Raw genomic sequence first — 15,695 nt, 5'->3', positions numbered from 1 at the left:
TGCAATAAAAAAGGATAAGTAAAGATTATTAAATTCATTTATCCTATTGCTTTTCATATATCCCTACATAACCATCAGCAGCAATCTCGCCAACATAGAGAAATAATTTATCACCTGATATCTTAAAGTAAGCATCCGGCATATTTTTCTCACTTTGGAAATCTATCTTATATAATAATTTTTCTCCGTTCAGATTAACCTCTTCTTTAACAATTGTGAATGTGCCACTGACATCAGTTTGTGCACCTGTAGATTGTTGAAAAGTATTCGCTTCGAATTTCAGGAGAATCCCATTTCCAGGTGCATAATCAGATGGAGAATTTATTGGCCTGAATCCGCCTTCAATATGTCTCAGCTCCCATGTTCCCTCCAGCTTTGATAAAAGTTTTCCCTCCTTATTACAGCTACCAGATACAAAAACTATAAAGACTAATACAATATTCAGGAAGATTTTCATAGGCCTTTATTTACTTAATATACGAGCAAAAGAAGGAATCTGTTACAGAGTTACCAGATTATTATATAGATGTTAAACCTATTTACCTTTAAGACGATAAAACTTATAAATCTTAACCGCAGACATAATCACTGCACTAAAGGCAATCAGTCCGACTAATCCATAAATCCAGTCGATTGCACTTTTTAGGATCACTGTAAAAACTATGGCTACCAGAAAGATAGTAGCAAGCTCATTCCAGAGCCTTAGCTGGGTTGAAGTCCAGCTCAAAGTTCTCCGTTTCACCTGATTAATGATGTTCTGACAGATAAAGTGATAAATCAATAGCCCCAGCACGAAAATCAGCTTAACCAGCATCCAGTTCATACTGAGTAATTCAGGATTTACCCAGATCATTCCGATGCCGGCAAGTACCGACAATACCATTGCAGGTGTGGTAATAATGTACCAGAGCTTATGCTGCATGATCTCGAACTGGCGCTGAAGGACATTCTTTTCAGACTCGGGCCGATCATTTGCTTCAACATGGTAAATGAACAAACGGACAATATAGAAGAGTCCGGCCATCCAGCTTACGACAAAAATTATATGTATAGCCTTAAGATATAAATACGTCATTCTTACCTGTATTAAGCTGAAAGCCGAAAGCTAAAAGCCTGAAATATATTAATAACGATACTCCCTGATCAGTTCAATAGCATACTTCACATGATCAAACGGGATATCAGGCATGATACCATGTCCCAGATTGAAAATAAATCCGTTTTCGCCCCGCATTCTTTCAAACAAACGATGTATACGTTCTTTAATCACTTTCTTATCTGCGTATAGAATATGAGGATCCAGATTTCCCTGAACTGCAATTCCTGCCGGCAATTTTTTCTTAATATCCAGAAGATCTGCATTCCAGTCAACCGAGATTACATCAGGCTTAGCCTCAGCCATCAATGGTGCAAACACAGAACTGCCTTTACAGAAAGAGATTACCGGAATATCCCTGCGGTTCAATTGAGAGATGATCTCAACATTATAACGATGAGAGAACTCTTTGTAATCGTCCCAGCATAATGCCAGGGCCCAGCTGTCAAATAATTGCAAAGCATTTACCCCTGCTGCAATCTGCATATTCAGATAATCAACTGTTACTTTTGCAATCTTAGCCAGCAATTGATGGGCAAGTTCAGGATGGTTATGAATGAACAGTTTTGTTAATTTGAAATCCTTCGATGAACCTCCTTCAACAAGATAACTCATCACCGTAAAAGGTGCACCGGCAAAACCAATCAGGGGAATACTCCCATTCAATCTTTGCTGAATTACTTTAATGGCATCAGCAACATACTGTAGCTTATCACCAACCTCAGAAAGCAAATTATCAATATCAGCCTGAGTTCTTACAGGATTAGCAAATTTAGGTCCTACTCCCTGTGAAAAGCTGAGATCCCCTCCCATTGCCTCTCCGGTAACCAGAATATCAGAAAACAATATAGCTGCATCAATACCTAAAAGATCTACCGGAAGCATGGTTACATCCGCTGCTATCTCAGGTGTTTTACACATCTCCAGAAAGGAGTATTTATTTTTTATTTCCCAGTATTCGGGCATAAATCGCCCGGCCTGGCGCATCATCCACACTGGTGGACGCTCTGTACTTTTTGAAAATGCAGCCCTAAGAAACAGGCTGTTCTGTATGTTATTCTCGCTCACTATGCTTTATTTATTTCTGATTCTATCTTTTGAATGATGTCTTTTACCCTTGCGGTAATTTTATATGTTTTTGCTTTCTCAGCATAAGTTCTGGCCCTTTCAAAGTCTTTCTTCCTGAGACTGATATTTGCCAGATGTACTAATACAATTGCCTTGTCATTCTGGTTTCTCAATGGGAATCTTGTAGCGATCTGAAAATGCTTTTCTGCCTCTTCATAATTATGGCGGTGAAGTTCAACATTGCCGTAAATGAATTCATAGAAACCACGCCGATGTTTTCCTAAACGATCAGGGTCTTCAATTTCCTTAAGCAGCTCTTCGGCAGCATCATAGTTCCTGGCATGAAATTCACGTGCAGCCATCACCACTGTACCTTCACGGAAATAGCCCCATACCAGCAGGCCGATACCGAGACCAACTACAGCTGAAATCTCATAAACCTTCTGGCTTATAGTCCAGCCCAAAAGTATCATTGCAATAAAAATAACCCACAAACGGGCTTTTTTAGTTAACATCTTTAGTGATTATCAATAAATTTATATCCAACTCCGCGGATTGAATGAAAATAGGTCGGGTTCTTCTGATCAGGCTCAAAATACTTACGGAAGGTCAGAATGAAGTTATCTATGGTTCTGGTCGATGGATAAACATCATAATTCCATACCGTTTCCAGAATTTGCTCTCTGGATACTGCTTCATTTCTGCGCTCAATTAAAAGCTTCAGCAGCATTGTTTCCTTCTTGGTCAGTGGAATAATCGTTCCGTCATCGCCTTTAAGCTCAAATGAGTTGAAGTAAATGGTTTTATCTCCAATCCGGTAAGAGTTCATTTCCTTCAGTTCATCTCCTTTCAGACTTCTCTTTACAAGTATTCCTACTCTTAGAATAAGTTCCTCCAGATTAAAAGGCTTGACCAGATAATCATCAGCACCTTTCTTTAGCCCCATAACACGGTCTTCACTGGTATTTTTGGCAGTAAGAAACATGATCGGAACTTCAGAATTCTCCAGACGAATGGTTTCAGCAACCTGAAATCCATCAATTTCGGGCAACATCACATCAAGAATAATGAGATTGAAACGCTCCTCCTTGAATATTTTCAGCGCCTTTTTACCATCGGTAGCAGTAGATACTTTGTATCCTTCAAGCTCCAGATTTAATTTGATAGCTTCCAGAAGATGTTCTTCGTCTTCTACCAATAAGATTCTTTGTTTACTTGGCATATACGTCATTAAATGTTACTTCGAAAATTGTTCCCGAAGGCTGATTATTCTTCACTTTGATTGTAGCCTGATGCTTATCCAACACCTGTTTTACTATAAACAAACCCAAACCTGTACCCTTTGTTTTACGGGTATCCTCACTGCCAACCCTGTAAAACTTATCAAAAATACGGCTTTTTTCTTCATCCTTAATACCTATGCCCTTATCAGCCACAATAAACTGAATAAGCCCATTTTTACGAATCAGATTTACATCAATTTCTGAACAGGGAGGTGAGTATTTTACCGCGTTTTCAATAAGGTTTGTGACCATAGAAGTAAGTGCAAACTTATCCCCATGTAAAAGGATCTTTGGATGAATCGTTGTTTTGATAACTTGTGTGCTGCAGGTATGGATCTGTAAACGTTCAGCAACCGATGCTACCAATTCAGAAAAGTTAAATTCCTCTTTAGGGAAGGTATAGGAATTACTTTCGATCTTGGTGGCGAGCAGCATGTTTTCTACCAGATCATCAAGACGCTCAATATCTTTTAGTGAATTTGTAATGAATGACTTCTGTTGTGAAACATCCAGGTCCCTTTTCAGGATAGTCTGCAGATAGAGTTTTATAGAAGCCAGCGGTGATTTCAATTCATGGGTAACAGACAAAAGAAAATTCTTCTGCTGACGGTGTAATTTTCGTTCTCTGTTGATGGCTTTATGCATATAATAGGCCCCAACAAAGAAAATAAATACGAAAACAGCCGTTTCCCCTAAGATCATCCCCTTACTGTTTGGCTTAGCGATAAGCAAAAGCCTGCCCCACCAGATCAGCTGTAAAACTGCATAAATGATCAGTGCGTAAAATATAAGGAGAGGCCTTCTCATGTTATTAGTTTATACTCTTGATCCTCTGAATACAATATCCAGACTGTCAAAAATTGCACGTTTAGCTTTTTCAAGCTCAATTTTGGTATGTACTGAAGATACAAAACCAACTTCATATCCTGAAGGTCCGAAGTAAACTCCCCTGTTCAGTAATTCACGGTGCATGATCTTAAATTTCTCCATGCTTGCCGGATCGATCTCCTCAGAAGTACGAATACTTTCCTGGTCGGTAAATGCAAACCAAAAGATAGAACCAATGGTAAATACCCTGAATTTATAATTTCTTGCACTTGCAAAACGCTGAATCGATTCAGTAAACTCCAGAGTTTTATTATTCAGATCCTTGTAGAAACCTGATTTAGCCAGTTCAGTTAGCTGAGCAATACCTGCCGCCATTGCCACCGGGTTACCTGATAATGTACCTGCCTGATAAACAGGCCCATCAGGAGAGATCATACCCATAATTTCTTCCGAAGAGCCATACATTCCAACCGGCAAGCCGCCACCAATAATCTTACCGTAAGTAATAATATCCGGTTGAATATTGTAATAAGCTGCAGCTCCTTCAAAACCTATCCGGAAACCTGAGATTACCTCATCAAATATGAGTAAAGCTTTATTCTTTGTGGATATGCGGCGCAGAAACTCAAGGAATTCCTGAGTTTGCAGTAATAACCCATTATTTGCAGGTACAGGTTCAATAATTATTGCAGCAATCTGATCCTGAAATTGATCAAAAGCTTCCTGAACTGCCTGTTCATTATTCAATGGAACTACAATTGTTTCATCTGCAAAAGCCTTGGGTATACCTGCTGATGAAGTCTCACCAAAAGTTACCAGTCCTGAACCTGCCTTAACCAGCAATGAATCAGAGTGTCCATGATAACAACCTTCAAACTTAATAATCTTATCACGTTTTGTATATCCTCTGGCCAATCTGATAGCCGACATCACTGCCTCAGTACCTGAACTGGTAAAACGTATTTTATGAACGTATTTATTATTCTTTAAAATGAGTTCGGCAAGCTGGTTCTCAAGAGCTGTAGGTGCACCAAAGCTCATACCGTTCTGCATAGCCTCAATCACTTTTTCACGAACAACAGGATGATTATGACCAAGGATCAGCGGCCCCCATGAAGCACAAAAATCAATAAACTGATTTCCGTCGGCATCCCAGATATGGCAGCCATCACCTTTTTGAATAAATAAAGGCGTTCCATGAACAGATTTAAATGCCCTTACCGGAGAGTTTACACCTCCCGGAAAATAGGTTTTTGATTTTTCATAAAGTTCGGCAGATTTCTCTCTTGAGATATCCGGTTTACCAATTGTATTTACCGGAGTTTCTTCCTCTGAACCTGAAAACATCTTTTTTAATGATCCTAACATACCTATTTAAGTTATCTGTTGTCTGTTTGTTGTCTGTTAGCTGTTAACGCTTGTCTGTAATGTATTAAAACTATCAAATGCGGCATTCAATTATCTAAATACTAACTACTATATACTAAATACTAATACTCAAGTTCCTCCTAATCCATCCAGCCCTTTTCCAGTATCTCGCGGGCATGGTAGGTAATGATAATATTTGCTCCGGCTCTGCTGAATGCGTACATATTCTCCATAATCACCTTCTGCTCATCAATCCAGCCTTTGGCACCGGCAGCCTTAACCATTGAATACTCTCCCGAAACATTATAACAAGCCACGGGAAGATTGGTACTTTCTCTCAAACGATGGATAACATCCAGATAAGCAAGCGCTGGTTTAACCATCAATATATCAGCACCTTCATGTTCATCCAGAACTGATTCACGCATGGTTTCACGCGGATTTCTGAAATCCATCTGATATGCTTTTCTATCACCTTTACCTGGTGCTGAATCGGCAGCTTCTCTAAAAGGGCCATAATATGCTGAAGCAAACTTTATACTGTAACTCATAATTGCGGTATTCTCCATCCCATTCTGATCCAGCTTTTCACGAATACCAAGAATACGGCCATCCATCATATCGGATGGAGCAACCATATCAGCACCTGCCTGTGCATGCGACAATGCCATTTTCGATAAAATCTGAACGGTAGGATCATTCTGCACATAGTCCTGATGCAGAATCCCGCAATGCCCATGAGTTGTGTAGGCACAGGTACAAACATCAGTGATCACATAAAGATCTTCTCCGAATGCACTCTTTAGCTCGCGTACAGCATTTGCAACAACAGAATTCTTATCAAATGAAGAGCTTGCATCTTCTGTTTTTTCTTCACCCACTCCGAACAGTAAAACCTTGTTCAGACCAAGTTTCATAGATTTTTCGACATCCTTAAGCAAGGTATCTGCTGAAAAATGACTAACCCCCGGCATGGCATCAATGCCATGAACAATATTTTTACCCGGAACCACAAAATAAGGATAGATGAACATATCCTTTGATAGTCTGGTCTCTGCAACCATTTCGCGGAGAACCGACGATTTTCTTAACCTCCTGGGACGAATTAGCATATGCTTTTATGAATAAAATAAATGTCTAAAGTCTAAAGTCAATAATCCAATGCAAAAACAGCTTCGGCAAGCCCGATCTCATCAGGAGAGAACGGAAGCGTATACTTAACTCCCATCTCATCAAATTTCTGTCCGGTTGATTTCCCGATGCAAATCACTTTCTGATCAGGATCAAGCAGATTATTTGCAAAATAGGAATCAACATTAGAAGGGCTGGTAAAAATCAGGACTTCTGCTAAAGTAGCAGGCACATCTTCTTCACTAACCGTTTCATAAACCACCAGTTCAATCAGCTTTGTTTGTTCATTGAGCTCCTTCTGGATAGACCGTAAAGATCCTTTGGCCATTGGAAAAATAATCGTTGATCCATTGGCTATTTTTGCAAATTCTTTTCCAATATCGTTGGTATCAATACCCTCTTCTTCTCCACTAAAATCTGCTTTACGTCCATGATGACGCAGAGCATTCTCAGAACCGCGTCCAACTACCCCGAATTTTACTTTCTTAGGCAGCAGGGGGTCCAGTTTAAAAAAATAATCAATGGCATTCTTACTGCTAAAGAATATCCAGTCAACATTTCTTAAAATAAAAGGATCGAGTTTATTAATGGTAGGGAAGGTCCTGATCAAAGAACGACCCTCTATTTCTATCTGATGTTTAGCCAGTGCCTTTCTGAGATAACTTGACTCTGATAACTCACGGCTGATAAATACATTCTCAGGGAATTTACGATTGGCATCGAATTTTGAAACAATCTTCTCTGCAAGCCCCAGGGTACTTGTCTCCTGCAGAAATAAACGGTCAGGAAAATCGGTACCATCAGATGCCTTTGAGGTCCATACCTGAAACAAATCGCCATCCTTCCGGCAATAACAGCCCAGAGGTAACTGGCAGCCTCCATCAAACATATTCAAAACCTTTCGTTCAACTCCTATCTGCTCAGCAACTGCCGAATCATTCAATGGTTGGAGTTTCTCAAACAAAGAGGTATCACTCCCGCGGATTTGTATAGCGAGCACTCCCTGCGCAGGAGCAGGAATAAGTTCTGTCGGCTCTAATTCCTCAACATAAAATTCCTCTGTCAGATCAATATCCAGACGCAGCACACCCGCCTTAGCCAGCATAATCGCATCATATTTTTCATCCCTTAACTTTTGAATCCTTGTCTGCACATTTCCCCTGAGATCTTCAATTTCAAAATCAGGCCTGATAGCCAGAAGCTGTGCTTTACGGCGATTGGAAGATGTTCCAACCATACCACCGAACTTAACGGATAACTTCTGCTGAACATCAACGCAGTCTCTAAGAATAACCAGCAATTCAGCAGGATCTTCGCGTTCTGATACCGCGGCAATAATCAAACCTTCGGGATTGGTAGTGGGCAGATCTTTATGTGAATGAACGGCAAGATCTATCCCTCCATTCAGCAATTCCTCTTCCAGTTCCTTGGTAAAAAAGCCCTTACCCTCAAGTTTATCAAAACTCAGATTGAGTATTTTATCACCCTGGGTTTTAATAATTTTAAGTTCTGAATCAAGGCCAATTTCTGCAAGACGGTCTTTCACATGATTAGCCTGCCATAGAGCAAGCTCACTGCCACGCGTTCCAATAATAATTTTAGATTTTTTACTCTCCTCAGGTAAATGATCAGACATGATTATAATTATTCAGGCTTATTTTTGAAGGCTAAAAATAGCCAAAATGATTGGGATCAACCGAAAATCAGCTATTATTTATCAATATATCCTTGGCCATAACCATTGGAACACTGATATACTTCTTTTCCATATAATTCATGACGCGGGCCAGAACCTCGCGCGAATTATCATCCATACGTTCAATTTCATCAGCAAAAATCCTGTTCACAGCAGTTTCACGAATTTCCTTGATCTTTTCAGGCACTTCCCGCATAGCAATCTCAACTCTTCGTTGCTTAAGAACAGGTTTGAACTCTTCAATATTTTGCTCAATGATACGCTCAGCGTAAATTAACTCCTCATATCTTTCCTGAAGGTTATTATTTGCGATTTCCTGCAAACTGTGAACCTCGATAAAGGTAACAGGATTATTCTCAAGAACTTCGGGGCTGGTATCATTCGGAACTGCAAGATCAACGATCACTTTTCTGGAAGTATCCCCATTCAAGAGTGACTGATAGACTTCATTGGTAATGATCGGCTCTGTCGAGCTTGTACAGGTAATAATTACATCAAAACCTTCTTTGTAGGTTTTTAAATCCTCAAGTCTGTAGGCTGTACCTCCAAGGTCTTCTGCAAGACTTTTTGCATTATCCAAAGTACGGTTGAATACCGCAAAATTAGAATATTTGTGCTTTTGAAGATATTTGGAGATATTTTTATTGGTCTCGCCTGCTCCAATGATCAGAATTCTGGCATTTGTACACATGTTCAGCTCGCGAAGCTTACGATAGGCCAGAGAAACAACTGAAATGGGTTTTCTTGCAATTGCTGTATTGGTATAAACTTCTTTTGCAGTCTTTACAACCCTCGACATGATTAAGCGGAGATAATCTCCGGTAAAACCTGACAGACGACAAGTATCATAAGCTTTGCGAACCTGTGCAAGTATTTCCTTTTCACCAACAACCAGACTTTCCAGAGAACATGAAATCCGAAGCAAATGATTCAATGCTTCCACATCCTCATAAACAGAAACCTGATCCGTGAAATTCTCTAACTGATCCTGCGATACCGGCAAATGAAGTGCAGAAATGAATTTACCAACAAAAACCCTGTCAAGTTTTTGATCTGCAGTAAAAACAAATTCAACACGGTTACACGTACCGATGTAGAATATTTCCGGAATATCAAACTTTGCTTTTACACTTTCCAAACTACTGCTCAGGGATTCATTGCAGATTACAAATTTTCCCAAGTCCTTAAGGTCAATGTGCTTGTGAGTAAAGGCAATTACTTTTAAATACTTCAAGTTCAGGTATCCTAAATTATATTAACTATGCAAATGTAACCAATAAGCGATTTTCCTTCTGTCACGCCTTTGTAAACACAACCTTTTAGAAAGATTATAAATAAGATCTTTCTGTCGTTTTTAAAACGAAATGCAATTATAAAAGATAATTTTCAATTTATTGAACTATACGGCGATTGGGAAAAAAGAAATATCCGGACATGATCATAAACATTCCTGACATAATTGACATGTCGGCCAGATTGAAAATTCCGGTTTGAATAAAGCCCAGATCCAAATGCAAAAAATCAGTTACAGATCCATGAATAATCCGGTCATATAAATTTCCTGTACCACCACCAATTACAAAACACCAGCCTGTAATAATTAAATCAGGGATTCCCTTTTTGACCATAATCAGATATAAACCATAGATAAGGAAAATAACCGGGATGACAGAAAGCAGAATCAGACGAACAAAGTAAGGAAGTGAGCTTCCGGCACTCAGAAATGCTCCGGTATTTTCAACTTTGGTCAGACTAAGATAATTTCCAATAAGACTAATTACTTCATAATGTTCTACCTCTTTTCTGACAATTGATTTTGAGATTTGATCGCAGCTAAAATTACAGAACACTACAAACAGAATAAATGCCCTTTTAAATAATCCTGTAATTTTCATATCTTGTTTTCAATCGATCCTGTAAAATTTTCCGGGTATTGTGGATTTGAAGATGGGAGAAATCGCCGGCAGCAAATATCAACAAAATCGTCCAATTACATGATTATCCGTCAAACATTCACTATCAAAGGCTCAGGAGGAAAACCAATACTATTGGACCTCAGTTTTAAAAGGGGTTTAGAAAATGCTCCAATGATATTATTTGTTCATGGATTTAAAGGATTTAAAGACTGGGGCACACATAACATGGTAGCAGAATATTTCGTGAAGCAGGGTTTCAGATTTCTTAAATTCAACTTTTCACATAACGGAACAAGTCCAGAATATCCTACTGAATTTAAAGATCAGACTGCATTTGGCGACAATACATTCAGCAAAGAGTTGAATGACCTTGATCTGGTGATCAGTTTTGCAAAAAGCCACAAAGAGTTTCCTGCACCTGAACAATTATATCTTTTAGGACATAGTCGTGGCGGCGGAGTAAGTATCATTCAATCTGTTAAAGATCACAGAATCAATAAACTTATTACTCTGGCATCTATCTCTGATTTCAGAAGCTTATGGAAAAAAGAAGAGGAAGATGAATGGCGTAAAAACGGAGTCATCTTAAGTTTTAATGTACGTACACGGCAATACACTCCGCTGAAAGTTGATCTCTTGAATGACCTTGAAAAACATGCTGAAGAATATAATATTTTAAAGGCGGCGACGCAGGTAAAAATACCCTGGTTAATCATTCATGGCGACAGGGATGAGAACGTAAACCTGAGTGAAGCAGAAAAACTGAAAGAGAGATGTCCAGATTCAGAGTTGTTCATCATTCCCTACGCTAATCATGTATTCGGGTCATCGCACCCATACCTGAAAGAGGATTTGCCGCTTGAATTACATTTGGCTTGCGAGAGGAGTGTTGAATTTCTGAGAAATAATTGATCGCTTTTTATTCCTGTTCAATCCAGTTCCCATCCTCACGGATAATACCAATCAGCTCATCCAGAGCATTTTCTGTATTCACGTTTTTCTTTACTACTTCTTTCCCGCGATAGAGTGTGATCTTTCCGGGACCGGTGCCTACATAACCATAATCCGCATCAGCCATTTCTCCCGGGCCGTTCACAATACAACCCATGATCCCAATCTTCAGCCCTTTGAGGTGATCAGTACGACTGCGAATCATTTGCGTGGTAATTTGCAGATCAAACAATGTTCTTCCACAGCTGGGGCATGAAATATACTCGGTTTTAGATATTCTTGACCGGGTTGCCTGAAGAATACCAAATGAAGTAGAAAGAATTACCTTGTTCGGGATATCGGCCGCATCAGCCCAGATACCATCACCAAGGCCATCGAGTAAAAGTCCACCCAGGTCAGTAGCCGCATAGAGCTGAAAATCAGACTCCTTAGGCAAAATCGTCATTGTCTGATCTTTCAGACTGTATTTTCTTCTGATAATTACCGGAACTTCAAGTCCCATTTCCATTAGTTTAAAAAATGCGGCACGCTGATCCTGTAATCCGCATACAGAATTAGTTTCCAGAACAAATACCAATGTTTTATCTAAAGGAATATCATTGAAAAGCTCAGAACCTATATCAGAACCTGAAATTGCAACCAGATTCAATGAAAGATCGTGCTCCTTCGACTCCACATACTCCTTTAACGAATAAAAGGGATGGCAGTTTGCCTTGTTCTGAAGAGTTTTCCAGGTTTGATAATTGTAAAGCTGTTTCAGGTTACCGGGGAAATTGAACGAAGGCAGTTCATCTGCCAGATAAACAAAATCAGTGGACTGTTCGCCCATGTTATATTTATCAAGAAGAGATGAGTACAGGTACCCAACTTCACCCAGAATTGCAGGATCTTTTAAATTTTTCGCCGAAATATCAATAACTACCCTTGGAACCTGATGCCCTCCGATGAAGGTATTAAGCTCTGTGCTGTGACGCTTTTGGTATTCGTAGGGATTATGAGTTGCCTGTTGTCTGTTATCAGTTGCCAGACTGGATTCATCTGTCTGCACATCCGATTCACCTGGCAACTGATAACTGTTAACTGATAACTCTCTCCACTTATACCTATCAGCTAAGGCAATTGCAACCGGTGCTTCAAACTCAGGGTCTTCGGTCAGGGACACGCGGATTGTATCACCCAAACCATCCTCCAAAAGGGCCCCAATACCTACAGCTGATTTAATACGGCCGTCTTCACCATCGCCGGCTTCGGTTACACCGAGGTGCAGGGGATAATTCATGTTCTCCTTCACCATAGTTTCTACCAGAAGCCGGTATGCCTGCACCATAACCTGAGGATTACTTGATTTCATCGAAATAACGAGGTTATAATAGTTCAAATCCTCACACATCCGCATAAATTCCATTGCCGACTCGACCATCCCGCGGGGAGTATCCCCATAATGGCTCATGATGCGGTCTGAGAGAGAACCATGATTGGTTCCGATACGCATGGCAGTACCATATTCCTTGCAGACCTTTACCAATGGGATAAATTTCCTGTATATTCTTTCGAGCTCTGCCTGATATTCTGAATTGGTGTATTCAAAATTTTCAAAACGCTTTTTATCTGCATAATTACCAGGGTTGATTCGCACTTTTTCAACGATCCGGGCAGCTTCTTCGGCAGCATTGGGAGTAAAATGTATATCGGCAATAAGAGGTACATCATAACCCCTTGCCTTTAATTCCTTTTTTATGTTCGCCAGGTTTTTAGCTTCCTTCACACTTGGAGCAGTAATCCGCACGTATTCACAGCCCGCATCAACCATGCGGATAGATTGCTCAACCGTACCAAGAGTATCCATGGTATCTGTAGTGGTCATACTCTGGATCCTTATCGGATTATGAGCACCCATCGGAATATGACCGATTGTTACCTCACGGGTTAAAAATCTGGAATAGGTATTTAGTGAATTACAATACTTGCCATCAAGGGCAGGAAAAGTGTTTTTAGTCATCCAGCGAAATCAAAATTTTACAAAAATACATATTATCGGGGGAATCCCCGAAATGGAAAATCAAGAAGGGATTGCAGGTGGTTGGTGAAAACACCAAGCACAGGTATCTGCCAGAAAAGTGTTATATTCATTTTAAAACTTATTCAAATTGAAAAGAAGAAATTTTCTGAAAACATCCGCAATCGGCTCTGCTGTTATAGCTTCATCGGGCTTATTATCCTTTCAGCCGGGAATGGCTAACATACCACCCAGCATTCCCTCTATCAAAAATCCATTAAACCTTTATGGTTCCTTAGAACCGGTTCTTGAAGGGATCCGGGCAAACAATCCTATGGATCTGACTGTTGCAAACTGGAGAAAAAAGAATCCAAAGGGTACTTATAAAAAATGGCAGGCCGCAGCCAGAAAATGCCTGCTGGATGGATTACACTATAATCCCGGACCATTGAACCTGGCACCAGAGGTGATTCAGAAAGAAGACAGGGGCACCCACACTTTCGAAAAAATACTTTTTAATACTACTCCCTGGCATCGGCTGGAGGCTTACCTCCTATTGCCAAAAGGAGTTAAAAAACCAGTTCCGGGTATCGTTGCGCTGCATGAATGGGGAGGCCCTATGGGCTTTGGCAAAGACCGGATCGCCAATGGCGGAAAAGATCATGAGTTGTTGGTGGCACATCGCAAGGAATACTATGAAGGCGCCTATTTAACAGAAGAACTGGTTAACAGAGGTTATGCAGTCATTGTTATAGACGCTCATCATTTTGGAAACCGCGTTCCTAAAGGCATTAATGGAATACCTGCTAACTTTGATCCTTTTTCATTATCAGCTGAAGAATACAAACAGTTTGATATCAAAATCCGTGATCTTTTATATTATGGTGTCAGGCAGTTAAATTGGGCGGGGACTACCTGGGCAGGCATAAACTACTTTGACGATTCAAGATGTATTGATTATTTAGCCACCCGACCGGAAGTGGATATGAAAAGAATCGGAGTAACAGGCTTATCTGGTGGCGGATGGAGAACCAATATCCTTGCAGCACTGGATACACGGATAAAGGCTTCAGTAAGCGTTGGATGGATGACTACCGGCGACACGCAGCAACATTATAACCTAAGCGGCGCCGTTGGAAGCTTTTGTTTATTGCCAGGCGTGTTGAACAGGATGGACATTCCTGATCTTGCAGCCATGAGTGCTCCCAATGCCTGTATGATTGTAGTGGGCGAAGAAGATCCCCTTTTCCCGGAAGAAGGAAAAATGAAGGCCAAAGCAGAAATCCAGTCCGCTTTCGACTGGGCAGGCAAAGGCGATAACACTTCATTTTATTCACCTAAAACCACACACAATTACAATCGGGATATCCAGGAAAAAGCATACGCCTGGCTGGAAAAACACCTTAAAGGTTAAAGAGGGTTCTATCCTTAATTATTTAAAATGGTGCAAGAATCCATTTTATAGATAAAATGAGTGGATATCCTATGTAGTGTAGAGCATGATAAATACAAGGCATGCCCTCAAGCGACAAATAGACCAATTAACTCATTGGCAAGTTACTTTCCCTCACCCGATAGCTATCGGATTTATAATCACTTTTGTCTGACTATCGCTTTTGTTTTTATACCCCAAAGGGCAATTTCATTTTTTAAGGACAGGTAGGTTCCCGCCTTCGCGAGATCCGATTTTATCGGATGACAAATCAGGAGCAAGGGATGGGGAGATCCCAGCCTGCGCTGATAATAAGTTATAAGATGGGCTATAGTAGGTTCCCACTTTCGTGGGAATGACAAGTGTTGTTGTGGAGAAAGGAGATTCCAGCCTTCGCTGGAATCGAAATGCGGAACCGTACAATAAATGATGTTACCTTTTACTCATTTTTTTGGCTTTATGTATTTCGGGGGGCGCAATTTTGGGGATGAGGGAATATTATGTTTACATGCTTACAAATAAATATCATAATGTTTTGTACATCGGTTTTACTAACAATATCTGCAGAAGAGTATACGAGCATAAACGAAAACTTGTTTATGGATTCACATGCAAGTACAATTGCACTAAACTGGTTTGGTTTGAAAAGTTTACTGACGTGAACTTAGCCATCGCCAGGGAAAAACAATTAAAGACCTGGCAACGATCCTGGAAAAATAATTTAATTGAAAAATTTAACCCAGATTGGCATGATTTTGCAGCAGATTGGTTCATCAAAAGTGATAGGTAAACCGAGCCGATTCCAGCGAAGGCTGGAATCTCCCTCTCCTTACCATCCAAATTGTCATTCCAGCGAAAGCTCAATGTCATTAAGTTAAGGATATTCACAATGTATTCTTTCGATTTTTAGTCACTTTAGGCTTCATTCGA

The 15,695-nt window shown here is 40.1% G+C and carries 15 protein-coding genes; 3 read left to right on the top strand and 12 right to left on the bottom strand.

Translation table 11 applies throughout. The features are described 5' to 3' along the window. Positions 1–43: 43 nt before the first annotated feature. The 11 genes from P2W72_RS04265 to lspA form a co-directional block, all read right to left on the bottom strand. Complete coding sequence (locus tag P2W72_RS04265) at positions 44–457, bottom strand: hypothetical protein (protein WP_276359666.1); 414 nt, start codon at positions 455–457, stop codon at positions 44–46. Positions 458–535: 78 nt separating this feature from the next. Next, positions 536–1,075 (bottom strand): CopD family protein, encoded by a 540-nt coding sequence (locus P2W72_RS04260; protein ID WP_276359665.1) that lies wholly within the window; start codon positions 1,073–1,075, stop codon positions 536–538. Positions 1,076–1,123: 48 nt separating this feature from the next. Continuing rightward, positions 1,124–2,149, bottom strand: coding sequence for a uroporphyrinogen decarboxylase (gene hemE / locus P2W72_RS04255; RefSeq protein WP_276359812.1), 1,026 nt, complete (start codon positions 2,147–2,149; stop codon positions 1,124–1,126). Positions 2,150–2,163: 14 nt separating this feature from the next. Next, positions 2,164–2,679, bottom strand: a complete 516-nt coding sequence (locus P2W72_RS04250; protein WP_276359664.1) for a tetratricopeptide repeat protein — start codon at positions 2,677–2,679, stop codon at positions 2,164–2,166. 2 nt (positions 2,680–2,681) lie between these two features. Next, complete coding sequence (locus tag P2W72_RS04245) at positions 2,682–3,386, bottom strand: response regulator transcription factor (RefSeq protein WP_276359663.1); 705 nt, start codon at positions 3,384–3,386, stop codon at positions 2,682–2,684. Then, a complete protein-coding gene (locus tag P2W72_RS04240) occupies positions 3,376–4,254 on the bottom strand; it encodes a HAMP domain-containing sensor histidine kinase (RefSeq protein WP_276359662.1) in 879 nt (292 codons plus the stop codon). Before P2W72_RS04240 ends, P2W72_RS04245 begins: the two co-directional genes overlap by 11 nt. A gap of 9 nt (positions 4,255–4,263) precedes the next feature. Next, positions 4,264–5,643 (bottom strand): glutamate-1-semialdehyde 2,1-aminomutase, encoded by a 1,380-nt coding sequence (gene hemL / locus P2W72_RS04235; RefSeq protein WP_276359661.1) that lies wholly within the window; start codon positions 5,641–5,643, stop codon positions 4,264–4,266. Between the two features lie 140 nt (positions 5,644–5,783). Further along, a complete protein-coding gene (hemB, locus tag P2W72_RS04230) occupies positions 5,784–6,755 on the bottom strand; it encodes a porphobilinogen synthase (RefSeq protein ID WP_276359660.1) in 972 nt (323 codons plus the stop codon). A gap of 38 nt (positions 6,756–6,793) precedes the next feature. After that, positions 6,794–8,410, bottom strand: coding sequence for a hydroxymethylbilane synthase (gene hemC, locus P2W72_RS04225; RefSeq protein ID WP_276359659.1), 1,617 nt, complete (start codon positions 8,408–8,410; stop codon positions 6,794–6,796). 67 nt (positions 8,411–8,477) lie between these two features. Then, positions 8,478–9,704 carry a glutamyl-tRNA reductase gene (gene hemA, locus P2W72_RS04220; RefSeq protein WP_276359658.1) on the bottom strand — a complete coding sequence of 409 codons (1,227 nt, stop codon included), beginning with the start codon at positions 9,702–9,704 and terminating at the stop codon, positions 8,478–8,480. 157 nt (positions 9,705–9,861) lie between these two features. Further along, entirely contained in the window at positions 9,862–10,365 is a 504-nt protein-coding gene (gene lspA / locus P2W72_RS04215; RefSeq protein WP_276359657.1) for a signal peptidase II, read from the bottom strand. Positions 10,366–10,464: 99 nt separating this feature from the next. On the opposite strand from lspA, the gene P2W72_RS04210 reads away from it, so the two are divergent. After that, the gene (locus P2W72_RS04210) at positions 10,465–11,298 is read left to right on the top strand and encodes an alpha/beta fold hydrolase (RefSeq protein ID WP_276359656.1); all 834 of its coding nucleotides are present in this window, start codon (positions 10,465–10,467) and stop codon (positions 11,296–11,298) included. Between the two features lie 7 nt (positions 11,299–11,305). Here the strand turns inward: P2W72_RS04210 and ispG are convergent, their stop codons facing one another. Beyond that, entirely contained in the window at positions 11,306–13,336 is a 2,031-nt protein-coding gene (gene ispG / locus P2W72_RS04205) for a (E)-4-hydroxy-3-methylbut-2-enyl-diphosphate synthase (protein WP_276359655.1), read from the bottom strand. Positions 13,337–13,484: 148 nt separating this feature from the next. On the opposite strand from ispG, the gene P2W72_RS04200 reads away from it, so the two are divergent. Together P2W72_RS04200 and P2W72_RS04195 are read left to right on the top strand one after the other, a co-directional pair. Beyond that, a complete protein-coding gene (locus tag P2W72_RS04200) occupies positions 13,485–14,747 on the top strand; it encodes an alpha/beta hydrolase family protein (protein WP_276359654.1) in 1,263 nt (420 codons plus the stop codon). A 505-nt stretch (positions 14,748–15,252) separates the two neighbouring features. After that, positions 15,253–15,555, top strand: a complete 303-nt coding sequence (locus tag P2W72_RS04195; RefSeq protein WP_346429767.1) for a GIY-YIG nuclease family protein — start codon at positions 15,253–15,255, stop codon at positions 15,553–15,555. Positions 15,556–15,695 lie beyond the last annotated feature (140 nt).

The sequence above is a fragment of the Daejeonella sp. H1SJ63 genome, from assembly GCF_029360775.1.
GTDB lineage: Bacteria > Bacteroidota > Bacteroidia > Sphingobacteriales > Sphingobacteriaceae > Daejeonella.
This window is presented reverse-complemented; position numbering and strand designations above follow the sequence as displayed.

What these genes read in the sequence shown, in the direction of transcription:
- P2W72_RS04265 (WP_276359666.1), bottom strand. Translation starts at nt 457, where the DNA reads ATGAAAATCTTCCTGAATATTGTATTAGTCTTTATAGTTTTTGTATCT.
- P2W72_RS04260 (WP_276359665.1), bottom strand. Translation starts at nt 1,075, where the DNA reads ATGACGTATTTATATCTTAAGGCTATACATATAATTTTTGTCGTAAGC.
- P2W72_RS04250 (WP_276359664.1), bottom strand. Translation starts at nt 2,679, where the DNA reads ATGTTAACTAAAAAAGCCCGTTTGTGGGTTATTTTTATTGCAATGATA.
- P2W72_RS04245 (WP_276359663.1), bottom strand. Translation starts at nt 3,386, where the DNA reads ATGCCAAGTAAACAAAGAATCTTATTGGTAGAAGACGAAGAACATCTT.
- P2W72_RS04240 (WP_276359662.1), bottom strand. Translation starts at nt 4,254, where the DNA reads ATGAGAAGGCCTCTCCTTATATTTTACGCACTGATCATTTATGCAGTT.
- hemL (WP_276359661.1), bottom strand. Translation starts at nt 5,643, where the DNA reads ATGTTAGGATCATTAAAAAAGATGTTTTCAGGTTCAGAGGAAGAAACT.
- hemB (WP_276359660.1), bottom strand. Translation starts at nt 6,755, where the DNA reads ATGCTAATTCGTCCCAGGAGGTTAAGAAAATCGTCGGTTCTCCGCGAA.
- hemC (WP_276359659.1), bottom strand. Translation starts at nt 8,410, where the DNA reads ATGTCTGATCATTTACCTGAGGAGAGTAAAAAATCTAAAATTATTATT.
- lspA (WP_276359657.1), bottom strand. Translation starts at nt 10,365, where the DNA reads ATGAAAATTACAGGATTATTTAAAAGGGCATTTATTCTGTTTGTAGTG.
- P2W72_RS04210 (WP_276359656.1), top strand. Translation starts at nt 10,465, where the DNA reads ATGATTATCCGTCAAACATTCACTATCAAAGGCTCAGGAGGAAAACCA.
- ispG (WP_276359655.1), bottom strand. Translation starts at nt 13,336, where the DNA reads ATGACTAAAAACACTTTTCCTGCCCTTGATGGCAAGTATTGTAATTCA.
- P2W72_RS04195 (WP_346429767.1), top strand. Translation starts at nt 15,253, where the DNA reads ATGAGGGAATATTATGTTTACATGCTTACAAATAAATATCATAATGTT.